Source organism: Halomonas sp. (assembly GCF_052095695.1).
Taxonomy (GTDB): Bacteria; Pseudomonadota; Gammaproteobacteria; order Pseudomonadales; family Halomonadaceae; genus Vreelandella.
This window is the reverse complement of sequence record NZ_JBQDLQ010000013.1, coordinates 1-16,816: the sequence shown is the minus strand read 5'-3', so window position 1 is coordinate 16,816 and position 16,816 is coordinate 1. Positions and strand designations below refer to the sequence as shown.

The following is a 16,816-nucleotide window of genomic DNA, read 5'->3' as shown; positions in this document are numbered from 1 at the left end:
TTTACTTATAAACAGGCAGTCGCGCGCAAACCTCAGCTACTTTATCCAACACCTGCGCTTCAATAGCGCTGGTGTCTTCGCCGCTGGCTAACACATCCAGAATGTCGCAGATCCAGCCGGCCAACGTGCTGCACTCTTGCTCACCGAAACCGCGGGTGGTCACCGCCGGCGTACCAATACGCAAACCTGAGGTTACAAACGGGCTTTGTGGGTCGTTAGGAACGGCATTTTTATTAACCGTAATGTGGGCGCGGCCTAAAGCGGCGTCCGCGTCTTTACCGGTAACGCCTTGCTTGATCAGCGACAGCAGGAATAAGTGGTCTTCGGTACCGCCAGAAACGATGTCGTAACCGCGGTCAATGAATACGCTGGCCATTGCCTGAGCATTTTTGACCACCTGCTGTTGATACGTTTTGAACGCAGGCTCCATGGCTTCTTTGAAACAGATCGCTTTTGCCGCAATCACGTGCATCAAAGGACCGCCCTGGCCACCCGGGAATACCGCTGACTGCAGCTTCTTCTCAATATCAGCGTCGTTTTCCGCCGAGAGAATCACACCGCTGCGCGGTCCGCGTAGCGTTTTATGCGTGGTAGACGTCACTACGTGGGCATGGGGCAACGGGCTTGGATAAACACCCGCCGCGACCAGGCCTGCCACGTGGGCCATATCCACCAATAGGTAAGCGCCCACTTCATCGGCGACCTCGCGGAACTTGGCCCAATCAATAATCTGAGAATACGCGGAAAAACCGGCGATAATCATTTTCGGCTTGTGCTCGCGAGCAAGCGCGGCCATTTGGTCATAGTCGATCAAGCCTTGCTCATCCAAACCGTACTGAATGGCATTGAAGTGCCTGCCCGAAAAGCTTGGCTTGGCGCCGTGGGTCAGGTGGCCGCCTGCATCCAGGCTCATCCCTAGAATGGTATCACCAGGTTTAACGAGCGCTAAAAAAACGGCGCTATTGGCCTGGGAGCCAGAGTGCGGCTGAACGTTGGCATAGGTTGCGCCAAACAGCTCTTTGGCGTAATCAATGGCCAGATTTTCAGCAATATCGACGAATTCACAGCCACCGTAGTAGCGCTTACCGGGATAGCCTTCGGCGTATTTATTGGTTAGCTGACTGCCTTGCGCTTCCAGTACGCGGGGGCTGGCGTAGTTTTCAGAAGCAATCAGTTCGATGTGAGCTTCTTGGCGTGCTACTTCTTTCTGCATGGCATCAAAAAGCACATCATCAAATCCGGCAATTGTCATATCGCGACTGAACATCGGCAGGCACCTCGTAACGAGAAAGAGTCATCATGGAAGAAGCGAGGGCGCTATCATAACGCAGCCTGATAAGACTTTCATCGCATCCGCATCAGGTTATTAATGAATAGCATTCATCTTTAGGGCTTGGTGGCAGTATTTGTGAGACACCGCTTTAGCGCGCGAATCTTTAGGTTGCTAGCCACCTCCATCCCTGCTGACTTGCATTTTTGTCGCCAAAACCAAATACTGTATACTCATACATGCCTCATATCAGCCAGGGTGTCGACAATGCCGGGCCAGCACACTCTATTCACCCCCACCTTGCCGTTAATATCGCAGCCGCAGCCTTATCTAACGCTGACAGGCCGAGCGGGGTTTAGCGGTTTTCCTTCGCCTGCGCAGGATTACGAACCACGCACGCTAGATCTCAATACACGATTGATAAAAAATCCTACCGAGACGTTTTATATCACCGCCGCGGGCGACAGCATGGAGGGCTGGGGTATTTTTGACAGCGATTTACTGATTGTCGACCGCGGCGTAAAACCTCGCTTAGGACATATTTTGGTGGCGATGTTTGACGGCGAAGTATTGATTAAACGCTATGCGCTCCATCAAGGCACACCGCACCTTTGCTCTGCCCATCCGCATTACCCGCCCCTGCCGCTTGCAGGCACCGACTGTCAGCTATGGGGCGTGGTGCGCGCCGTCGTGCATGAATATTTGCGATGAAATGAGGGCTTAAGATGATTGGCTTAGTCGATGCCAATAATTTCTATGTCAGCTGCGAGCGTATCTTTCAACCTAAGCTTGAAAGCAGGCCTGCCGGTGTTATGTCGAATAACGATGGGTGCATTATCGCCCGCTCGGCCGAGCTTAAAGCGCTGGACATTCCCATGGGGACGCCGGCGTTTAAACTTGAAGAGCTGCGTCAGCGTGGCGACATCCACCTACTGTCGTCTAACTACGAGCTTTACGGTGATATGTCGGCACGGCTGGCCCAGCTACTGCGCAATGCCTGCCCGGACGTTGCTCCCTACTCAATCGATGAAATGTTCGTCTATTTGGAAGGTTTCACCACAGAGCAGTGTGAGGCTCTAGGGCGGAAGCTGCGTCAGCGCATTCGGCGTCATTTAGGCCTGCCGGTGTGCGTTGGACTGGCCCCCACGCACACACTCGCCAAGCTGGCTAACCACGTTGCTAAACAAGCCCCTTACTACCAGGGCGTTTGTTTACTCGGTGGGCAGGATCACACGACTGAGGCCCTGCTCAAACGTACGCCGGTAAGCAGCGTGTGGGGCGTCGGGCATCGGCTGGCCAAGCGCTTAGCCATTGGCGGCGTGAGAACCGCCTGGGAATTAAGAGAAAGCGATGAAAAACAGCTGCGTAAGCGTTTCTCAGTAGTGCTCGCGCGCACGGCGCTTGAGCTACGCGGCACGCCATGTTTAACAATGAACGCATTGGATCTACCGCGCCAGCGCATTATGACATCACGTTCGTTTGGCCAACCGACAGGCGACTTTACGCAGGTGCATAACGCCCTACGCCGACACGCCCAGCGTAGCGCTGAAAAACTGCGCGAGCAGCGTAGTTTAGCCCGCGCCGTGATGGTGTTTCTGAATACCAACCGCCACCGCCGCGATCAGCCACAATGCTTCCCGCAAGCGCTAATCGCGCTGCCCTCACCCAGCGACGATACCCGCGTTATCCTTGATACGGTTCGTCAAGGGCTGGAGCAAATGTACCGCCCTCACCACCACTTTATGAAGGCTGGTGTAATGCTCCTCGACTTGGTCGATGCCGAGCGACACCAGCGGTCATTACTAGGGCCAACACCCCATAATCATCACCCATTACTGATGGCAGCGGTGGACCAGATCAATCAGCAAATGGGGCAAGGAACGATTAGTTTTGGCATGACCAATGCGCCAGCCGCCTGGCAACTGCGCTGCGCCCATCGCTCCCCTCGTTTCACTACGCGCTGGGATGAGTTAATGCAGGCAGGCACTCATCCTGGCGCTATCGATGCATGTACTTCACGGACGTAACCGCTACCCTGGGGCATCCTTTGCCTGAATGAGGGTGATGCGAAGGCCTAGCAGCAGCGGTTGTTATCGGGTCAGATGCCGTAACGGCTTAAACAGACTTGAGGGCGTGACGTAGCCGCGGGCTGAGGGTTTCACCGAGTATAGCCATAGCGACCAAGATCACCAGGAGCCACGGCCAGTGCGCGGCAAACGAAACCTGATAAACGCCCAAGGCGTCGATGAAAATCACCACAATACCGAGCGGGCTCACATAGCGCACCATGGTCAGCCACAGCGCATACGGCAGCGGCGCCAGCCCCAGCTCATCGCGGAAGGTCTCGCTTTTTAATACATAGCCTGCCAGCACCACCATGCCCAATCCACCCAGTGGCATCATCCAGCGTGACGTCAGGTAGTCCAGCCAGTCGAAAAAGGTTTTTCCCGCCAGCGTCCAGTCAGCGCCCAGATTAAACGACAGCATTGCCAGGGTGCTGATCAGCCACAGTACGATACCCGCTAGCCAAGCAGCGGCCGGGCGCGACAACCCTTTGTTATCGCATAGCCAAGAGACCGTGGCTTCAACCATGGAAATAGCGGAGGTCAACGCCGCCATAGAGAGCATTAAGAAGAATAAGATGCCAAATAGCGTGCCCAGAGGCATCGCCTGGAAGGCCAGCGGCAAGCTCATAAAGATCAACCCTGGGCCTTCGCCAGGATTCATGCCATTGGCAAAAATGACGGGGAAAATCGCCAGACCCGCCATCAAGGCAACGACCGTATCGGCGACGGCAACGCTCACCGTGGTGCGGCCAATTGAAGCGTCTTTAGGCAGATAGCTGCCGTAGGTCAGAATCGCGCCAGAGGCAAGTGAGAGTGTGAAAAAGGCGTGACCGAGCGCTGCCAACATGCCCTCACTAGAGAGGTTGCCGGCATTGAATGAGAATAGAAAGCCCACCGCCGCGCCAAAGCCACCGGAGAACATACCAAAGCCAATCAACACGACCAGCATTATAACCAGCCCTGGCATCATCCAACTGACGCTTTTTTCAATGCCCCGCTGCACGCCTTTGCCCACAATGAGCATCGTAAGCAGCGTTACAAAGGTGCTCCAGAAACCAAGGTTGAGCGGGTTCGCATTATTAGCGCCGAACACCGCCGCCATATCATCAACGCTGCTAGCTGCAAGGCCACCGGTCAGCATCTTCCACAAATAGGCAAACGACCAACCGGCCACGACCACATAAAACGATAGCACCATAAAACCGCAGAGCATCGCCATCCAGCCAATCAGTGACCAGGCGGAGGAGCGGCCAGACTCATTGACGACGCGACGAATAGCGTCCACGGGGCTGCCACGCCCACGGCGCCCAAAGGCAATCTCCGCCATCATTACCGGCACACCGACGGCAAAAATACACGCTAGATAAACCAAGACGAACGCACCGCCACCAAACTCCCCGGTGATATAAGGGAATTTCCAGATATTGCCTAGCCCAACCGCCGAGCCGGTTGCTGCCAACATAAACCCCCAGCGGCCTAGCCACTGAGTGCGAGGTTGCCCAGAAGAGGTCATTAGCGCATTTACCCTGTCATAAAAAGGCGCCTATTCTAGCAGCCTGCCGGACTTAGCGCAGATCTACTGCAAACACCGGCCTTTCAACCCGCTTCAAGCGATCGATTGCATTCATCAGGCATACACGGAGGCTTTGGCCGCGGCATCCAAACGCTGGGCGATTTGATCCATTTGGCGCAACCAGGCCAGCAGCACCGCGCCAACTATCACAAAACCACCGGCCAGCAGCACTTTACAGCGCCGGGAACTTAGCGTTGCTACGGTCATCGAATGGCTCCTGAAACAACGTCGCTTATTGTTGTGTTAATGAGTATGAATGTCGTTATGAATACATATATTCACACCAGACATGCATTGATAGATATGTACTTATAGACATATTAAGGCGTTTTAAGCAGCGCATCATGAGTCTAGCGGGCTGAGCACGAACTGGCGGCGCCTCCTCTGTCTTTCACCTCGGCTTTTTCTACACGCTGGGCCGGAATCTGGCAGACTAGGGGCGATAAACACCCTCCTTCATGAGCGAGCGAAAACGATGAGCGATACGGCAAAGCCCTGGACGCAACCGATGCCCCAGGCACAGTTTAAATTAATGCGCGATATTCTTGCCGCGCCAAGCCCAGTGGGCCTGGAAGCTGCAATGACGTACGGCGTACTCAAGCCTCATTTTGAAAGTTTTGCACCTAGAGGCTGGCATCTGCATCAGTTCAAGGGCAATGCGGGCGTTGTGCTAGATACTCACCCTGATCGCGATGACATGTTCAAAGTGATGATCATCGGCCATGCGGATAAAATCCGTATGCAGGTGCGCTCGATTGGCGAAGACGGCAAGATCTGGATTAACACCGACTCCTTCTTACCTTCTGTGCTGATCGGTCATGAAGTGAAGCTCTTTAGCGAAGACCCGGAAAAACCCGGCAGCTATCGCAGCATTGAGGGCGGTACGGTAGAAGCGCTGGGTGCCATTCATTTCTCCGACCCTGCGCAGCGCGATGGCAGTAAGGGCATTAAGAAAGAACAGATCTATCTGGACCTGCAGATCCATGGCAAGAATAAGAAGCAGCAGGTCTTGAATTTGGGCGTGCGCCCGGGCGATTCAATTATTTTTGACCGCCCTATTCGCCCCGGTTTTAGCCCCGACACCTTTTATGGCGCCTACTTAGATAACGGCCTGGGTTGTTTTGTGGCTGCAGAAGTAGCACGTCTGATCGCCGAAGCCGGTGGCACGAAAAATGTACGCGTACTGTTTGCGATTGCCAGCTATGAAGAAATTGGCCGCTTTGGCAGCCGCGTCATGGCCGGTGAAATGAAGCCTGACGCACTGATTGGCGTAGACGTTAACCACGACTATGTGGGCGCGCCGGGTATCGGCGACAAACGCATGCAGCCGCTAGAAATGGGTAAAGGCTTTACCATGGCCGTTGGCTCAATTGCCAGCGAACAGCTGAACCGTATTATTGCCAGCGCCGCGAAAGAGCATGATATTCCGCTGCAGCGTGACATTGTCGGTGTGGATACTGGAACCGATGGCATGGCGGGAGTATTGGCCTCTATCGACAGCGCCGCTACCTCCATTGGCTTCCCGATACGCAACATGCATACCATCTCGGAAACCGGCCATACGCAAGACGTACTGGCCGCTATTCATGCGCTGACGCACACACTGCAAGCCCTTGATGCCTTGCCGGATTTACAGCGTGAATTCCTGGATAACCACCCGCGTTTGGATCAAGCAAGCCCGCTAACTCATCAGGGTAGTGATAAGCCTGCCAGTGAAGGTGATGAAAGCGAAGAGATTAAGCCTGCGTAAGCAGCGCCCACGCTAAGTACTTTTTTACGTCCCTTGAAAATGACCCGCTAGATAGCTTCTAGCGGGCCGTGTTTGATGCAGCTCGCCTCCCTCCTTATTAATACGAAACCTTACCCTCGCGCCCTTAACCACTACTAAAGTTGCACCCCTACAACCAACGTTCAATAAACTAAAGTGGTAGGATCCCTCCCGTTAATTAGCCAGTACTTACACGTTATTGCTTATCAATGGAGTTAATAAATGGGAGTTTCATCGCAAGGATGGCGCCATTGGACGCCCCTGCTGGCCGGGCCGCTGCTGTGCATACTGGTACAGATTCTCATGCCCGCCACACTGATCGACCCTGCGCCGCGCCTGGTCCTTGGCCTAACCGCCTGGATGGCCGTGTGGTGGGTAACCGAACCCGTACCCATTCCAGTCACCTCGTTTTTACCCATGATTATTATGCCGCTAAGCGGCATAATGACACTAGATGACACCGTGGTCGGCTACGCAAACCCGGTTATTTATATGTATATGGGCGGTTTTATACTGGCCATTGCCATTGAGCGTTGGAACTTACATCGCCGCATTGCACTGAATATTGTTAGCCGTATCGGCAATAGCCTGCGCAGCATTGTGCTTGGCGTGATGATCGCCTCAGCCTTTCTTTCCATGTGGATTTCAAATGCCGCCACGGCGCTGATGATGCTACCCATAGCCATTGCTCTGCTCGGAGAGCTGGATGAGCGTGACCAGTTCGATGGCAAGCAGCGCGATGCGTTTGCACGCGTGCTGCTACTCACTGTCGCTTACTCAGCCTCCATTGGTGGCTTGGCTACGATTATTGGCTCGGTGCCCAATGCCATAGTGGTGGCTATGATTCCGCAATTTTTTGACGGGGTTGAAATTAGCTTTTTAGACTGGATGATGTTTGCACTGCCTCTAACTCTGATCATGCTCGTCATTTTGTACGTCTATCTCACCCATATTTATGCCAAGGTTCCCAACACTCGCTTAGAAGTTAACTTCGTCGCCGAAGAGTTGAAAGCACTTGGCCCCATGGGGCCTGAAGAAAAGCGCGTACTGATGGTGTTTGTCACTACCGCACTCGCATGGGCGTTAAGGGGTTGGTTAGCGCCCTTCTTTGATCTACCGCTAAACGATACATTAATTGCGGTTATTGCGGCGGTGGCACTATTTATTATCCCAGCTCACAGCGAAAAACGTAGCCTGTTAGTGTGGGATGATATGGCACGCCTGCCGTGGGGGTTGTTTATACTTTGGGGCGGCGGCATGACGCTCGCCGCCGCCTTCAGTGCGAGCGACTTAACGGGCTGGATCAGCCAGCAGCTGCAGCTCTTAGACGGCGTTAATTACTTTGTGCTAATTCTCTTTATGGTGCTGCTGATACTGTTCCTAACCGAGATTATCTCTAACACCGCAACGGCCAATATGGCACTGCCTATTACGGCGGGAATGGCTGCCGCGATTACGACAGGGAATCCGCTGGGCCTAATGGTGGCTGTTGCTCTGGCAACTACCTGCGCTTTCATGATGCCTATTTCCACGCCGCCTAACGCTGCCGTTTTCTCCACCGGGCGAATCCCAATTAAGGAGATGGCAAAAGCAGGCTTTGCGATGAATATCGTTAGCGCCATTATCATCACGCTATTTGTTTATTTTATTATGCCATTACTGCTTCCTATGCCGTCTTAGCAAATAAAGTAATTTAAGATTTCAGGCAAAAAAGAAGCCCCGGCCATTCATTGGCTGGGGCTTTATTAAACCTTCCATGATGTTCCTTCACAAACGTCCTGCTTGTGCTTCCCTGAGTACTTTAAGCCTTCCTAGCTTACCTTCCCTGTTGCCACTTCCCTGTGCTTGAAGACCACAATGCGCCTTATATCCATGGATTTATCTAACCTGTGATATGCAGTCGCAAATAAATGGCGTTTGAACGATTTAAAATTGAAACAAGCAACTTGCCAAATTTCCAAATAAAAACATACAATCATGCACGTTTCGCTACCCATAAGGATGACACACGTGACTCAATATACTTGGTGGTCTGCCGCCGTGATTGGTTTGGCTATTTCCCCGCTTACCTGGGCAGATAGTTGGGAAGGAAGTATTGGCGCTGGCGTGCTCTACGCGCCTGATTACTTAGGCAGCAACGACTACGACACAAAATTATGGCCATCGATCAATCTCACCTATGGCGAGACCTTCACCATCAATCCGCGCTCTGGCATTGAATGGCACGCTATTCGTGATGGTGGCTGGACCGTATCGCCCTTTGTTGGCTACACCTTTGGGCGTGACAACAAAGGTGACATAGGCGCCTTCGAAGAAGTGGATGGCGGTGCAACGCTAGGGCTACGCGTTGGCTACGAGCAAAGAGAGTGGCTCTACAGCGTGGCGGCTAGCACGCCGGTAACCGGCGATGTGGATGGCGCAGAGTTTGAAGTAGCAGCGGCCTGGCGTACACCGCTTAGTGAGCGTTTATTTTTCTCTTTATCGCCAAGCGCTCATTACTCGAACGAAAAGTGGACAGAATCAATGTTCGGCGTTTCAGCACGCGACAGCCTGCGTAGCGGGATTGCCCCATACAATCCTGACGGCGGATACTGGCGGCTAGGCGTAAGCAGCAGCCTGACTTACGCGCTAACGCCAGAATGGTCAGCAACAGGCTTTGTGGGGACAAGCTACCTAACGGGCAACGCATCGGACAGCCCTATCGTGGATGAGCTAGGCAGCGATTGGCAAACGGTGACTGGCGTATCCCTCAATTATAATTTTTAACAGGCCCACGCGACTCACGATGACAAAATATCGTTGAGTCAGCCTGTTTGAATACATCCCGCTGAAAGGTAACAGATGGTTATTAGTACAGGAAGACTACGGCTTGCTCTCTTATTTAGCCGCTTATCCGGCGTTGGGCTGGTGCTGGGCACACTACTGTTTGCCTTCTCGCTGACGCCGAGTTTGCTTCCTCGCCCTCTGATGCCACAGGGCATCGTTTCAGGCCTGAGCTTTACCGCTGGCTACGCCCTCGGCGTCGCCAGCCATTGGGCATGGGCGTACCTGCATATTCCAGAACCTAACCTGCGCATAGAGCGAAAAATCAAGTGGGTCGCAGCGGCGATCTGCACGCTCGTCGCGGGAGTATTTTTATGGCAAGCGTCGGAGTGGCAAGATAGTATCCGCACATTGATGGGCATGGCGCCTGCAAGCGGCACTCGACCGTTTTCTATTGCATTGATCGCGTTAGCCGTCTTTATTTTCATGCTGCTGATAGCCTATCTATTCAAGCGCACCTTTCGGCTGCTATCACGCAAAATGGCCCACATTGTACCCCGCCGTGTTTCCTATGTGCTCGGCACAATAGCTGCTGTGGCGCTCTTTTGGTCGGTGCTGGAAGGGGTCATTTATTCGCTTGCCTTACAAATAGCCGACCGCTCTTATCAGCAGGTGGACGAGCTAATTCAGGATGACCTTTCGCCCCCTGACAATCCAATGAGACCCGGCAGTGCAGAATCCCTCATCAGTTGGGAAGCACTAGGCAGTCGAGGGCGACGCTTTGTGACGCAAGGCCCTAGCGGCGAGCAAATAGGCCGCTATCTCGATGAAGAAACGCCCGACCCCATACGCGTCTACGTTGGCTTAAATGCCGCTGAAACAGCGCAGGAACGCGCAGAGCTCGCCCTCGCAGAGCTCATTCGCGTGGATGGTTTCGAGCGCTCAGTGCTGGTTATTGCCACGCCCACAGGGCGCGGCTGGGTTGATCCGGCAGCGCAGGATACCGTGGAGTATCTGCACCGAGGCGATATTGCCACCGTTGCTGCCCAATACTCCTACTTACCCAGCCACCTCTCACTAATTGCTGAGGGCGAATACGGTGTCGAAAGTGCGCGAGCGCTGTTCACCACGGTTTATGATTATTGGACAACCTTGCCCCGCGATGAACGGCCGCGCTTATATCTATTTGGGCTGAGCCTAGGCGCGCTGAATTCAGATCTCTCGTTTGATCTTTACGACATTATTGAAGACCCGTTTCATGGCGCACTGTGGAGTGGCCCCCCTTTTCGTAGTGAAACCTGGCGCACCGTTACCAGTGATCGCGATACGGGCACGCCCGCCTGGCTACCAACGTTTCGAGGCGGCTCCGTGGTGCGCTTTATGAATCAACATCAAGGGCTGCAAAGCTCTGATACCCACTGGGGTGACTTTCGTATTGCCTACTTACAGTATGCCAGCGATCCAATTACCTTTTTTGAACCTGCCGCCTTTTGGCGCGAACCTGATTGGATGCGCGAGCCACGTGGCCCCGATGTTTCACCCGACCTACGCTGGTACCCTGTCGTCACTATGCTGCAACTGCTAGCCGATCTTGCTACGGGTAGCTCACCGCCAGGCTTTGGTCACGAAATAGCCGCCGAGGACTACATTAGTGCGTGGGCAGCCCTTTCGGAGCCGGCAGGTTGGAACGAGAGCCAACTGACCCAACTGCGCGAGTACTTTATACAAGCACGCGAGATGGATCTCTAATCGTCAATCGCTCTAACCTATCAGAAGCCCTGCCAGACTGGGCACATATACCGCTGCCAGTAGTGAGAAACCGTGAGCATTGAGGCACAAGACTTTTATCGCAACGGGCCTAATCATCGTCAGGGTAAAGCAAGTAACTTTGCCTTAATCCGGCGCCAGTTCGATTTCCGATCCATTGAGATTGGCCGCTGGGTCACAAGCGCTGAGCGCGACCGTGCCTCCGAGCTGTTTCACGATGCCTTGTGCGATCTTATGTTGATTCTACAGGGCCCAGAAACACTGATTTCGCTGCGCGGCTCCATAGCCTTACAGTATGGCTGTGGCGGCCAGCCCGGGGTTGCTGCGCATTACGACCCCAGCCAACGCAGCTTTGCACTCGCTAAAAATGCAGGCCCCGGCAGCATTGCTCATGAGTGGTTTCATGCTTTCGACCACTACATTGCCCAGAAATGTTTTCGCGGCGCGCCCGCCCACATGCTTGCCTCTACTGCCTGGTTAGCCGAAGCCACGCCAGTCCCTCACTCGCTTAACCAGCTGCTAATGCGTTGCTTCAAGGCCGTACTTTTGCAACCAGAAGGCGACCAGCCAAGCGCACTGTTTAAACGCTCGGTGCGCATGGACAAACAACTTGGCCAGCTCTATTACAGTAAGCCCGAGGAACTCTGTGCCCGTGCTTTTGAGGCTTTTATACAGGACGCAGCCATCACCAATCACTTCTTAGTCAAAGGCACAAAAGCCTCGCCGGAAGCAGGCAAAGGGCTTTATCCTCAGGGAGAACAGCGGGTTCGCATTAATACCGCATTCGGCGAATATTTTGGCAGGCTGGGCAACGCACTTAGCACTTAAAGTACGCCCTGAGAGTTAGCATAATGCGTGGTGATATATCGACGGAATGGTCTACGCTTATATCGTCCACCGAGGAGAATCATTATGTCTGAACAAGCGTGCGCATGCCCGAAATGTACTTGCTCTGTCGATAGCAACCCCGTTGAGAAAGAGGGAAAATTATACTGCTGCGAGTCCTGCGCCACCGGCCACGCAGATGGCTCGCAAGACTGTGGTCACGACTGCCAGTGCGGGAAATAACCCTTCTCCTTAATGCTTTCTGCTACTGTAGCAACGCCCGACAGCCCCGCTGCCGGGCGTTTTTGCACTCATGACTGCTAATATGGAAAAGCTGCTCAGCCCCTTTCGCCAGCGTGCGAAATAGTGCAATGGTGACTAAGCTGTAGCAATGCTCACCACTCAAAGGAAGAGAATATGTCTACTACCACTATCGTCGTTATCGTTGTTGTTCTCGTTGCCGTACTAGGCGTTGGTTTCAGTGGTCGCTTACCGTTCTAATAACGGGCCACAAAAAAGCCCGCTGAAAAATCAGCGGGCTTTTTAAATTCTGTGGCGGAGAGGGAGGGATTCGAACCCTCGAAGCCTTACGACTTACACACTTTCCAGGCGTGCTCCTTCGACCACTCGGACACCTCTCCACATTTTGTGCTCTGTTCAAAGGATGAACCTTTCGCAACAGAACGGCGCACATACTATGGTCTAAGCTGCGAAATAGCAAGCCTTTTCAGGCTTTTCGCGCCTATCGGCTAGCGTTGCGGCAACACGGCATAGCTGCCGCTGGCTTCCAAGCAGAGTGTTTCTCCACAGTAGAGCTGATGAGTCAGTGCAATACGCCCTTTACCACGCTCGGCGAGCATATTGGCAAGCTGAGCGGGGCCCGCAGGCTCAAGCGGTGTGCATATTAAGCGGTAGTTATCCGCGACCGGGGCAAGAAAGCACTGGCTAGCCTCTGCGACCACCACATCGCGTGCCAGGCCTTGCTCGCGCAGCCATAGCGTGACCCAGCACCAACCTTGCAGCGTGGTTTGCGCCGTCAGCGCACCGCCAAAGCCCGTGCCTTTATCGTTAAGGTTAGGCTCTAGCGCTAACTGCCAGGTGAGCGCATCACCTTCGCGCGCCACTTCGCTAATGCCAAGCGCACCCAGCATAGGAATCGCCTCGCCTAGCCATAGCTGAAAGGCAGCAAGATCTTCCTGCTGACCACTGGGCAGCGGTAAGCGCGGATGCGGCACGCCCGGTTTACGAGATAGTTTCATAGGGTCGCCTGTCTAATCCCAGCGCTCAACAAAGTCACCAACGCTATGCTCCGCCACGGGCTTATGGCGACCGCCTAGCGCACCTAAATAGATGAATGCGACAACCTCGTCATCCTCGCTCAGGCCCAGGCCTTTACGTACCACCGAATCGAACGCGTACTTCCCACTGCGCCACATAGCGCCTAAGCCCTGCGCGTGGGCGGCCAGCAAGATACCGTGGGCGGCGCAGCCTGCGGAAATTACCTGTTCCATTTTGGGCACTTTATCGAGCTCTGGCGTAACCTTTGCGATAACGGCGATCACCATCGGCGCGCGCAGCGGCTTTTTACGCGCTGAATTCAGCGTATCGTCATCAGCATGCGGATCGTCCTGGAACTCTGCTTCAGCAAATAGCTCGCCTAGGCGCTCACGCCCTTCCCCACTGAATTCAATGAAGCGCCAAGGGCGCAGCTCTTTATGATCGGGTGCGCGCAGTGCTGCCTGATAAATAGCACTGAGCTGCTCGGCACTGGGCGCCGGCTCAGCCAGCTTGCCCATTGAGCTGCGTTCGTGAAGAAGCGTGAGTGCGTCCATTAATGACTCCCCATCCAAGTTCAAATTCAATCGCGTGAGAATTCTTTAGCATCTTCATTTATAACACCGCCGTTTACTGCCTTGCCAGCCGCAGCGGTGTTGGAGGCGTCAATCCAGGCGTTGCGCGCCAAGGGCTAATATCCAACCCGCCACGACGCACGTAGCGGGCAAGCACTAGTAGCTGGCTGGGCTGTGCATAAGTCATTAGGTCAGTGAAGATATGTTCAACGCAGTGCTCGTGAAAATCCTGATACTGGCGAAATCCGATCAGATAGCGTAACAGCCCTTCTCGGTCGATCTTGGGCCCTTTATAGCGAATCAAAACGCTGCCCCAGTCCGGCTGACCGGTAACGGGGCAGTTAGATTTAAGCAAGTGGGAATACAGCGTCTCTTCGACGATCTCATCGCTTACCGTTAAATGAGCGCTGCTAGGCGTGTAATCGCTTACTGCGATATCTAAGTCGTCCAAACATTCGCCCGGCAAGCACTGCACTGTAAGCTCGGGGGCATCCACATCAAATAACTCAACGCTTACCTCGGCACCCGCTGAGATAGCGAGGTCATTGGCAAGCGTTTGCATCACGTCTTCACGACTATAGAAGCGGGTTTGATTAAAGCTATTTAGGTAGAGCTTCCACGACTTAGACTCAATCAAATTGGGCGAGCTGACGGGCAGGCGAAAACGTGCCACGGCTACCACGGGCTTGCCGCGTGAATTCAGCCAGGACACTTCAAACGCATGCCATTCGTCTTCACCCACAAAGGGTAAAGCCCCCTCTTCAATTCCTAGCGGCACTCGGTTGGCCGCACGAACAATAGGGTAAAGCAGCGCCGCGTCATACTTTTCGGGGTAAGTGGAATCGCGCCCTAGCGGCGCGTGTGTCAAGGTATCTGGTCGATGTGCCATTATCTGTCACTCTCTGCTTAATGCCGTTATGCAATTAACTACGAATGCCTTTACCGCGCTCCAACATTACCAACGCAACGCTGAATAGCACGACAATAAAGGCAAAGATCGCAGCGAGCGCCCAGCCAACGGGAATATCCGAGACGCCTAAAAATCCATAACGAAACACGTTAACCATGTACAAGATAGGATTGAGCATGGAAACGCCCTGCCAGAAGTCTGGCAGCATCGAAATAGAATAAAAGACACCGCCCAAGTAAGTCAGCGGCGTCAGTATGAAGGTCGGTACAATGGAAATGTCGTCAAACTTGCTGGCCAGCAAGGCGTTGATAAAACCGCCAATGGAAAACAGCGCAGACGTAAGCACCACCACTAATATCGTGAGCAGCGGATGCTCCATGGTTAAACGGGTAAAGAACAGCGAAACCACGGTCACAATGATACCCACACCCAGGCCACGGGCCATACCGCCTAAAATAAAGCCGGACAAAATCACCCAGTTAGGCATCGGCGACACCATCATTTCTTCAATCGAACGCTGAAACTTGTTCGAAAAAAAACTCGATGCCACGTTGGAATAGCTGTTGGTAATCACGGACATCATGATCAGCCCTGGAACAATAAAGTCCATGTAGCTGAAGCCGTCCATGTCGCCAATTCGCGAGCCGATTAAATTGCCAAAAATAATGAAATACATCGCCATCGTGATAGAGGGCGGCAGCAGCGTTTGCGGCCAAATGCGCGTAAAGCGCTTAATTTCTTTCAGCACCAAGGTCCATAGCGCAATCAATGTTTGGCTTGCATTCATGAGCGAGGCTCCCTGTTTTCGGCATCAGAACTCTCACCGCTAGAAGCGTCAGCACGCTGATCTATCGCCCCCTGGCTGCTGCCTTTTACCATCGACACGAACATCTCCTCTAAGCGATTGGCCCGGTTACGCATAGACACCACCTGCACACCCTGCTCACTTAGCGCATTAAACACATCATTCAAGCGCTGGCCGCGATGCACCAACAGTGAAAGCTGGGTGGGCTCTAGCTGATGAAGTTCAAAACCATCAACATGCGGTGTCTCTGCGACCGGTTCAGCTAAATCAATCAGGAAGGTCTCTGTATCCAGCTCAGCCAGCAACTGACGCACGCTGGTATTACGCACAATGTCGCCATCATTGATAATAGCGACATTGCGACACAGGCTCTCAGCCTCTTCCAGGTAGTGCGTCGTTAGGATGATCGTCGTGCCTTCATCTTGGTTAATGCGCCGCATGTATTCCCACATACTGCGCCGCAGCTCGATATCGACACCGGCAGTGGGCTCATCCAAAATCAGCAGCCGGGGGCGATGCATTAGCGCCCGGGCAATCATTAGCCGTCGCTTCATCCCACCCGAGAGCATGCGTGCGTTGCCGTCGCGCTTCTCCCAAAGGCCCAGGTCGGTAAGAAGCTGCTGGGCACGTGGCAATGCCTCGCGAGTGCTCATACCGTAATAGCCTGCCTGAGCCAGTACGATATCGAGCACCTTCTCAAACTGATTAAAGTTGAACTCTTGGGGCACAACGCCTAGCTGATACTTGGCTTTGGCAAAATCTTTATCAATATCGATGCCAAATATAGAAACGCTACCCGCCGTTTTTTGCACCAGCGAGCAAACCACGCCCAGAGTGGTGGATTTGCCGGCCCCATTGGGGCCCAAAAGCGCAAAAAAATCGCCCTGCTGAACGTCGAGATCAATACCTTTAAGCGCTTGAAAGCCGTTGGCGTACACCTTGGTAAGGCCACGGATCGACAATGCCGGTTCGGCCATGAAAATGTCCTGTCAGCAAATGTAAGAAGAGAAAGTAAATGATTAGGGCGCAAACTAATTTTTCAAGGCAAGATGCCACTCACCAAGCGCCAGACACACAAAAAATGACGCTCAGCAAATAGCTGATGCATCATAGAAATAGGGGAAAAATAACACTAAATGCGCTTGGAGCGGGAAAGGAGATTCGAACTCCCGACCCTCGCCTTGGCAAGGCGATGCTCTACCACTGAGCTATTCCCGCA

Annotated in this window: 16 protein-coding genes and 2 tRNA genes; 8 read left to right on the top strand and 10 right to left on the bottom strand. The window is 53.6% G+C overall.

Features of this window, described 5'->3' with window-relative positions; translation table 11 throughout:
* Position 1: 1 nt before the first annotated feature.
* Positions 2-1,267, bottom strand: a complete 1,266-nt coding sequence (gene glyA / locus ACTH5D_RS04250; protein WP_441668664.1) for a serine hydroxymethyltransferase — start codon at positions 1,265-1,267, stop codon at positions 2-4.
* A gap of 270 nt (positions 1,268-1,537) precedes the next feature.
* Here glyA and ACTH5D_RS04245 point away from each other — a divergent pair, with 270 nt between their 5' ends.
* Entirely contained in the window at positions 1,538-1,981 is a 444-nt protein-coding gene (locus ACTH5D_RS04245) for a LexA family protein (protein WP_441668662.1), read from the top strand.
* Positions 1,982-1,995: 14 nt separating this feature from the next.
* The gene (locus tag ACTH5D_RS04240) at positions 1,996-3,297 is read left to right on the top strand and encodes a Y-family DNA polymerase (protein ID WP_441668661.1); all 1,302 of its coding nucleotides are present in this window, start codon (positions 1,996-1,998) and stop codon (positions 3,295-3,297) included.
* Positions 3,298-3,385: 88 nt separating this feature from the next.
* Here ACTH5D_RS04240 and ACTH5D_RS04235 read toward each other — a convergent pair whose 3' ends face one another.
* A complete protein-coding gene (locus tag ACTH5D_RS04235; protein WP_441668659.1) occupies positions 3,386-4,849 on the bottom strand; it encodes a sodium-dependent transporter in 1,464 nt (487 codons plus the stop codon).
* A gap of 114 nt (positions 4,850-4,963) precedes the next feature.
* The gene (locus tag ACTH5D_RS04230) at positions 4,964-5,116 is read right to left on the bottom strand and encodes a hypothetical protein (RefSeq protein ID WP_441668657.1); all 153 of its coding nucleotides are present in this window, start codon (positions 5,114-5,116) and stop codon (positions 4,964-4,966) included.
* A gap of 268 nt (positions 5,117-5,384) precedes the next feature.
* Between ACTH5D_RS04230 and ACTH5D_RS04225 the strand changes: the two genes are divergently transcribed.
* The 6 genes from ACTH5D_RS04225 (at position 5,385) to ACTH5D_RS04200 (ending at position 12,275) form a co-directional block, all read left to right on the top strand.
* Positions 5,385-6,659, top strand: coding sequence for a M20/M25/M40 family metallo-hydrolase (locus tag ACTH5D_RS04225; protein ID WP_441668655.1), 1,275 nt, complete (start codon positions 5,385-5,387; stop codon positions 6,657-6,659).
* Positions 6,660-6,899: 240 nt separating this feature from the next.
* Positions 6,900-8,357, top strand: coding sequence for an SLC13 family permease (locus ACTH5D_RS04220; RefSeq protein WP_441668653.1), 1,458 nt, complete (start codon positions 6,900-6,902; stop codon positions 8,355-8,357).
* A gap of 330 nt (positions 8,358-8,687) precedes the next feature.
* A complete protein-coding gene (locus ACTH5D_RS04215; RefSeq protein WP_441668651.1) occupies positions 8,688-9,443 on the top strand; it encodes a MipA/OmpV family protein in 756 nt (251 codons plus the stop codon).
* Between the two features lie 75 nt (positions 9,444-9,518).
* Positions 9,519-11,189, top strand: coding sequence for an alpha/beta hydrolase (locus ACTH5D_RS04210; RefSeq protein WP_441668649.1), 1,671 nt, complete (start codon positions 9,519-9,521; stop codon positions 11,187-11,189).
* A 72-nt stretch (positions 11,190-11,261) separates the two neighbouring features.
* Positions 11,262-12,035 carry a CLCA_X family protein gene (locus ACTH5D_RS04205; RefSeq protein ID WP_441668647.1) on the top strand — a complete coding sequence of 258 codons (774 nt, stop codon included), beginning with the start codon at positions 11,262-11,264 and terminating at the stop codon, positions 12,033-12,035.
* 84 nt (positions 12,036-12,119) lie between these two features.
* The gene (locus ACTH5D_RS04200) at positions 12,120-12,275 is read left to right on the top strand and encodes a metallothionein (RefSeq protein WP_441668645.1); all 156 of its coding nucleotides are present in this window, start codon (positions 12,120-12,122) and stop codon (positions 12,273-12,275) included.
* 310 nt (positions 12,276-12,585) lie between these two features.
* On the opposite strand, the gene ACTH5D_RS04195 is transcribed toward ACTH5D_RS04200, so the two are convergent.
* The 7 genes from ACTH5D_RS04195 to ACTH5D_RS04165 all read right to left on the bottom strand — a co-directional run bounded on the left by ACTH5D_RS04195 (position 12,586) and on the right by ACTH5D_RS04165 (position 16,815).
* Positions 12,586-12,673: transfer RNA gene (locus ACTH5D_RS04195), tRNA-Ser, on the bottom strand.
* Positions 12,674-12,781: 108 nt separating this feature from the next.
* Complete coding sequence (locus ACTH5D_RS04190) at positions 12,782-13,291, bottom strand: YiiD C-terminal domain-containing protein (protein ID WP_441668643.1); 510 nt, start codon at positions 13,289-13,291, stop codon at positions 12,782-12,784.
* A gap of 12 nt (positions 13,292-13,303) precedes the next feature.
* Positions 13,304-13,864: a nitroreductase family protein gene (locus ACTH5D_RS04185; protein ID WP_441668641.1), complete on the bottom strand. Its 561-nt coding sequence runs from the start codon at positions 13,862-13,864 to the stop codon at positions 13,304-13,306.
* Between the two features lie 73 nt (positions 13,865-13,937).
* Positions 13,938-14,771, bottom strand: a complete 834-nt coding sequence (queF, locus tag ACTH5D_RS04180; RefSeq protein WP_441668639.1) for an NADPH-dependent 7-cyano-7-deazaguanine reductase QueF — start codon at positions 14,769-14,771, stop codon at positions 13,938-13,940.
* 34 nt (positions 14,772-14,805) lie between these two features.
* Complete coding sequence (locus tag ACTH5D_RS04175; RefSeq protein WP_441668637.1) at positions 14,806-15,579, bottom strand: ABC transporter permease; 774 nt, start codon at positions 15,577-15,579, stop codon at positions 14,806-14,808.
* On the bottom strand, positions 15,576-16,574 hold the full coding sequence (locus ACTH5D_RS04170) for an ABC transporter ATP-binding protein (protein WP_441668635.1): 999 nt from the start codon (positions 16,572-16,574) through the stop codon (positions 15,576-15,578). The genes ACTH5D_RS04175 and ACTH5D_RS04170 overlap by 4 nt, the downstream gene beginning before the upstream one ends.
* A gap of 166 nt (positions 16,575-16,740) precedes the next feature.
* Positions 16,741-16,815, bottom strand: a tRNA-Gly gene (locus tag ACTH5D_RS04165).
* Position 16,816 lies beyond the last annotated feature (1 nt).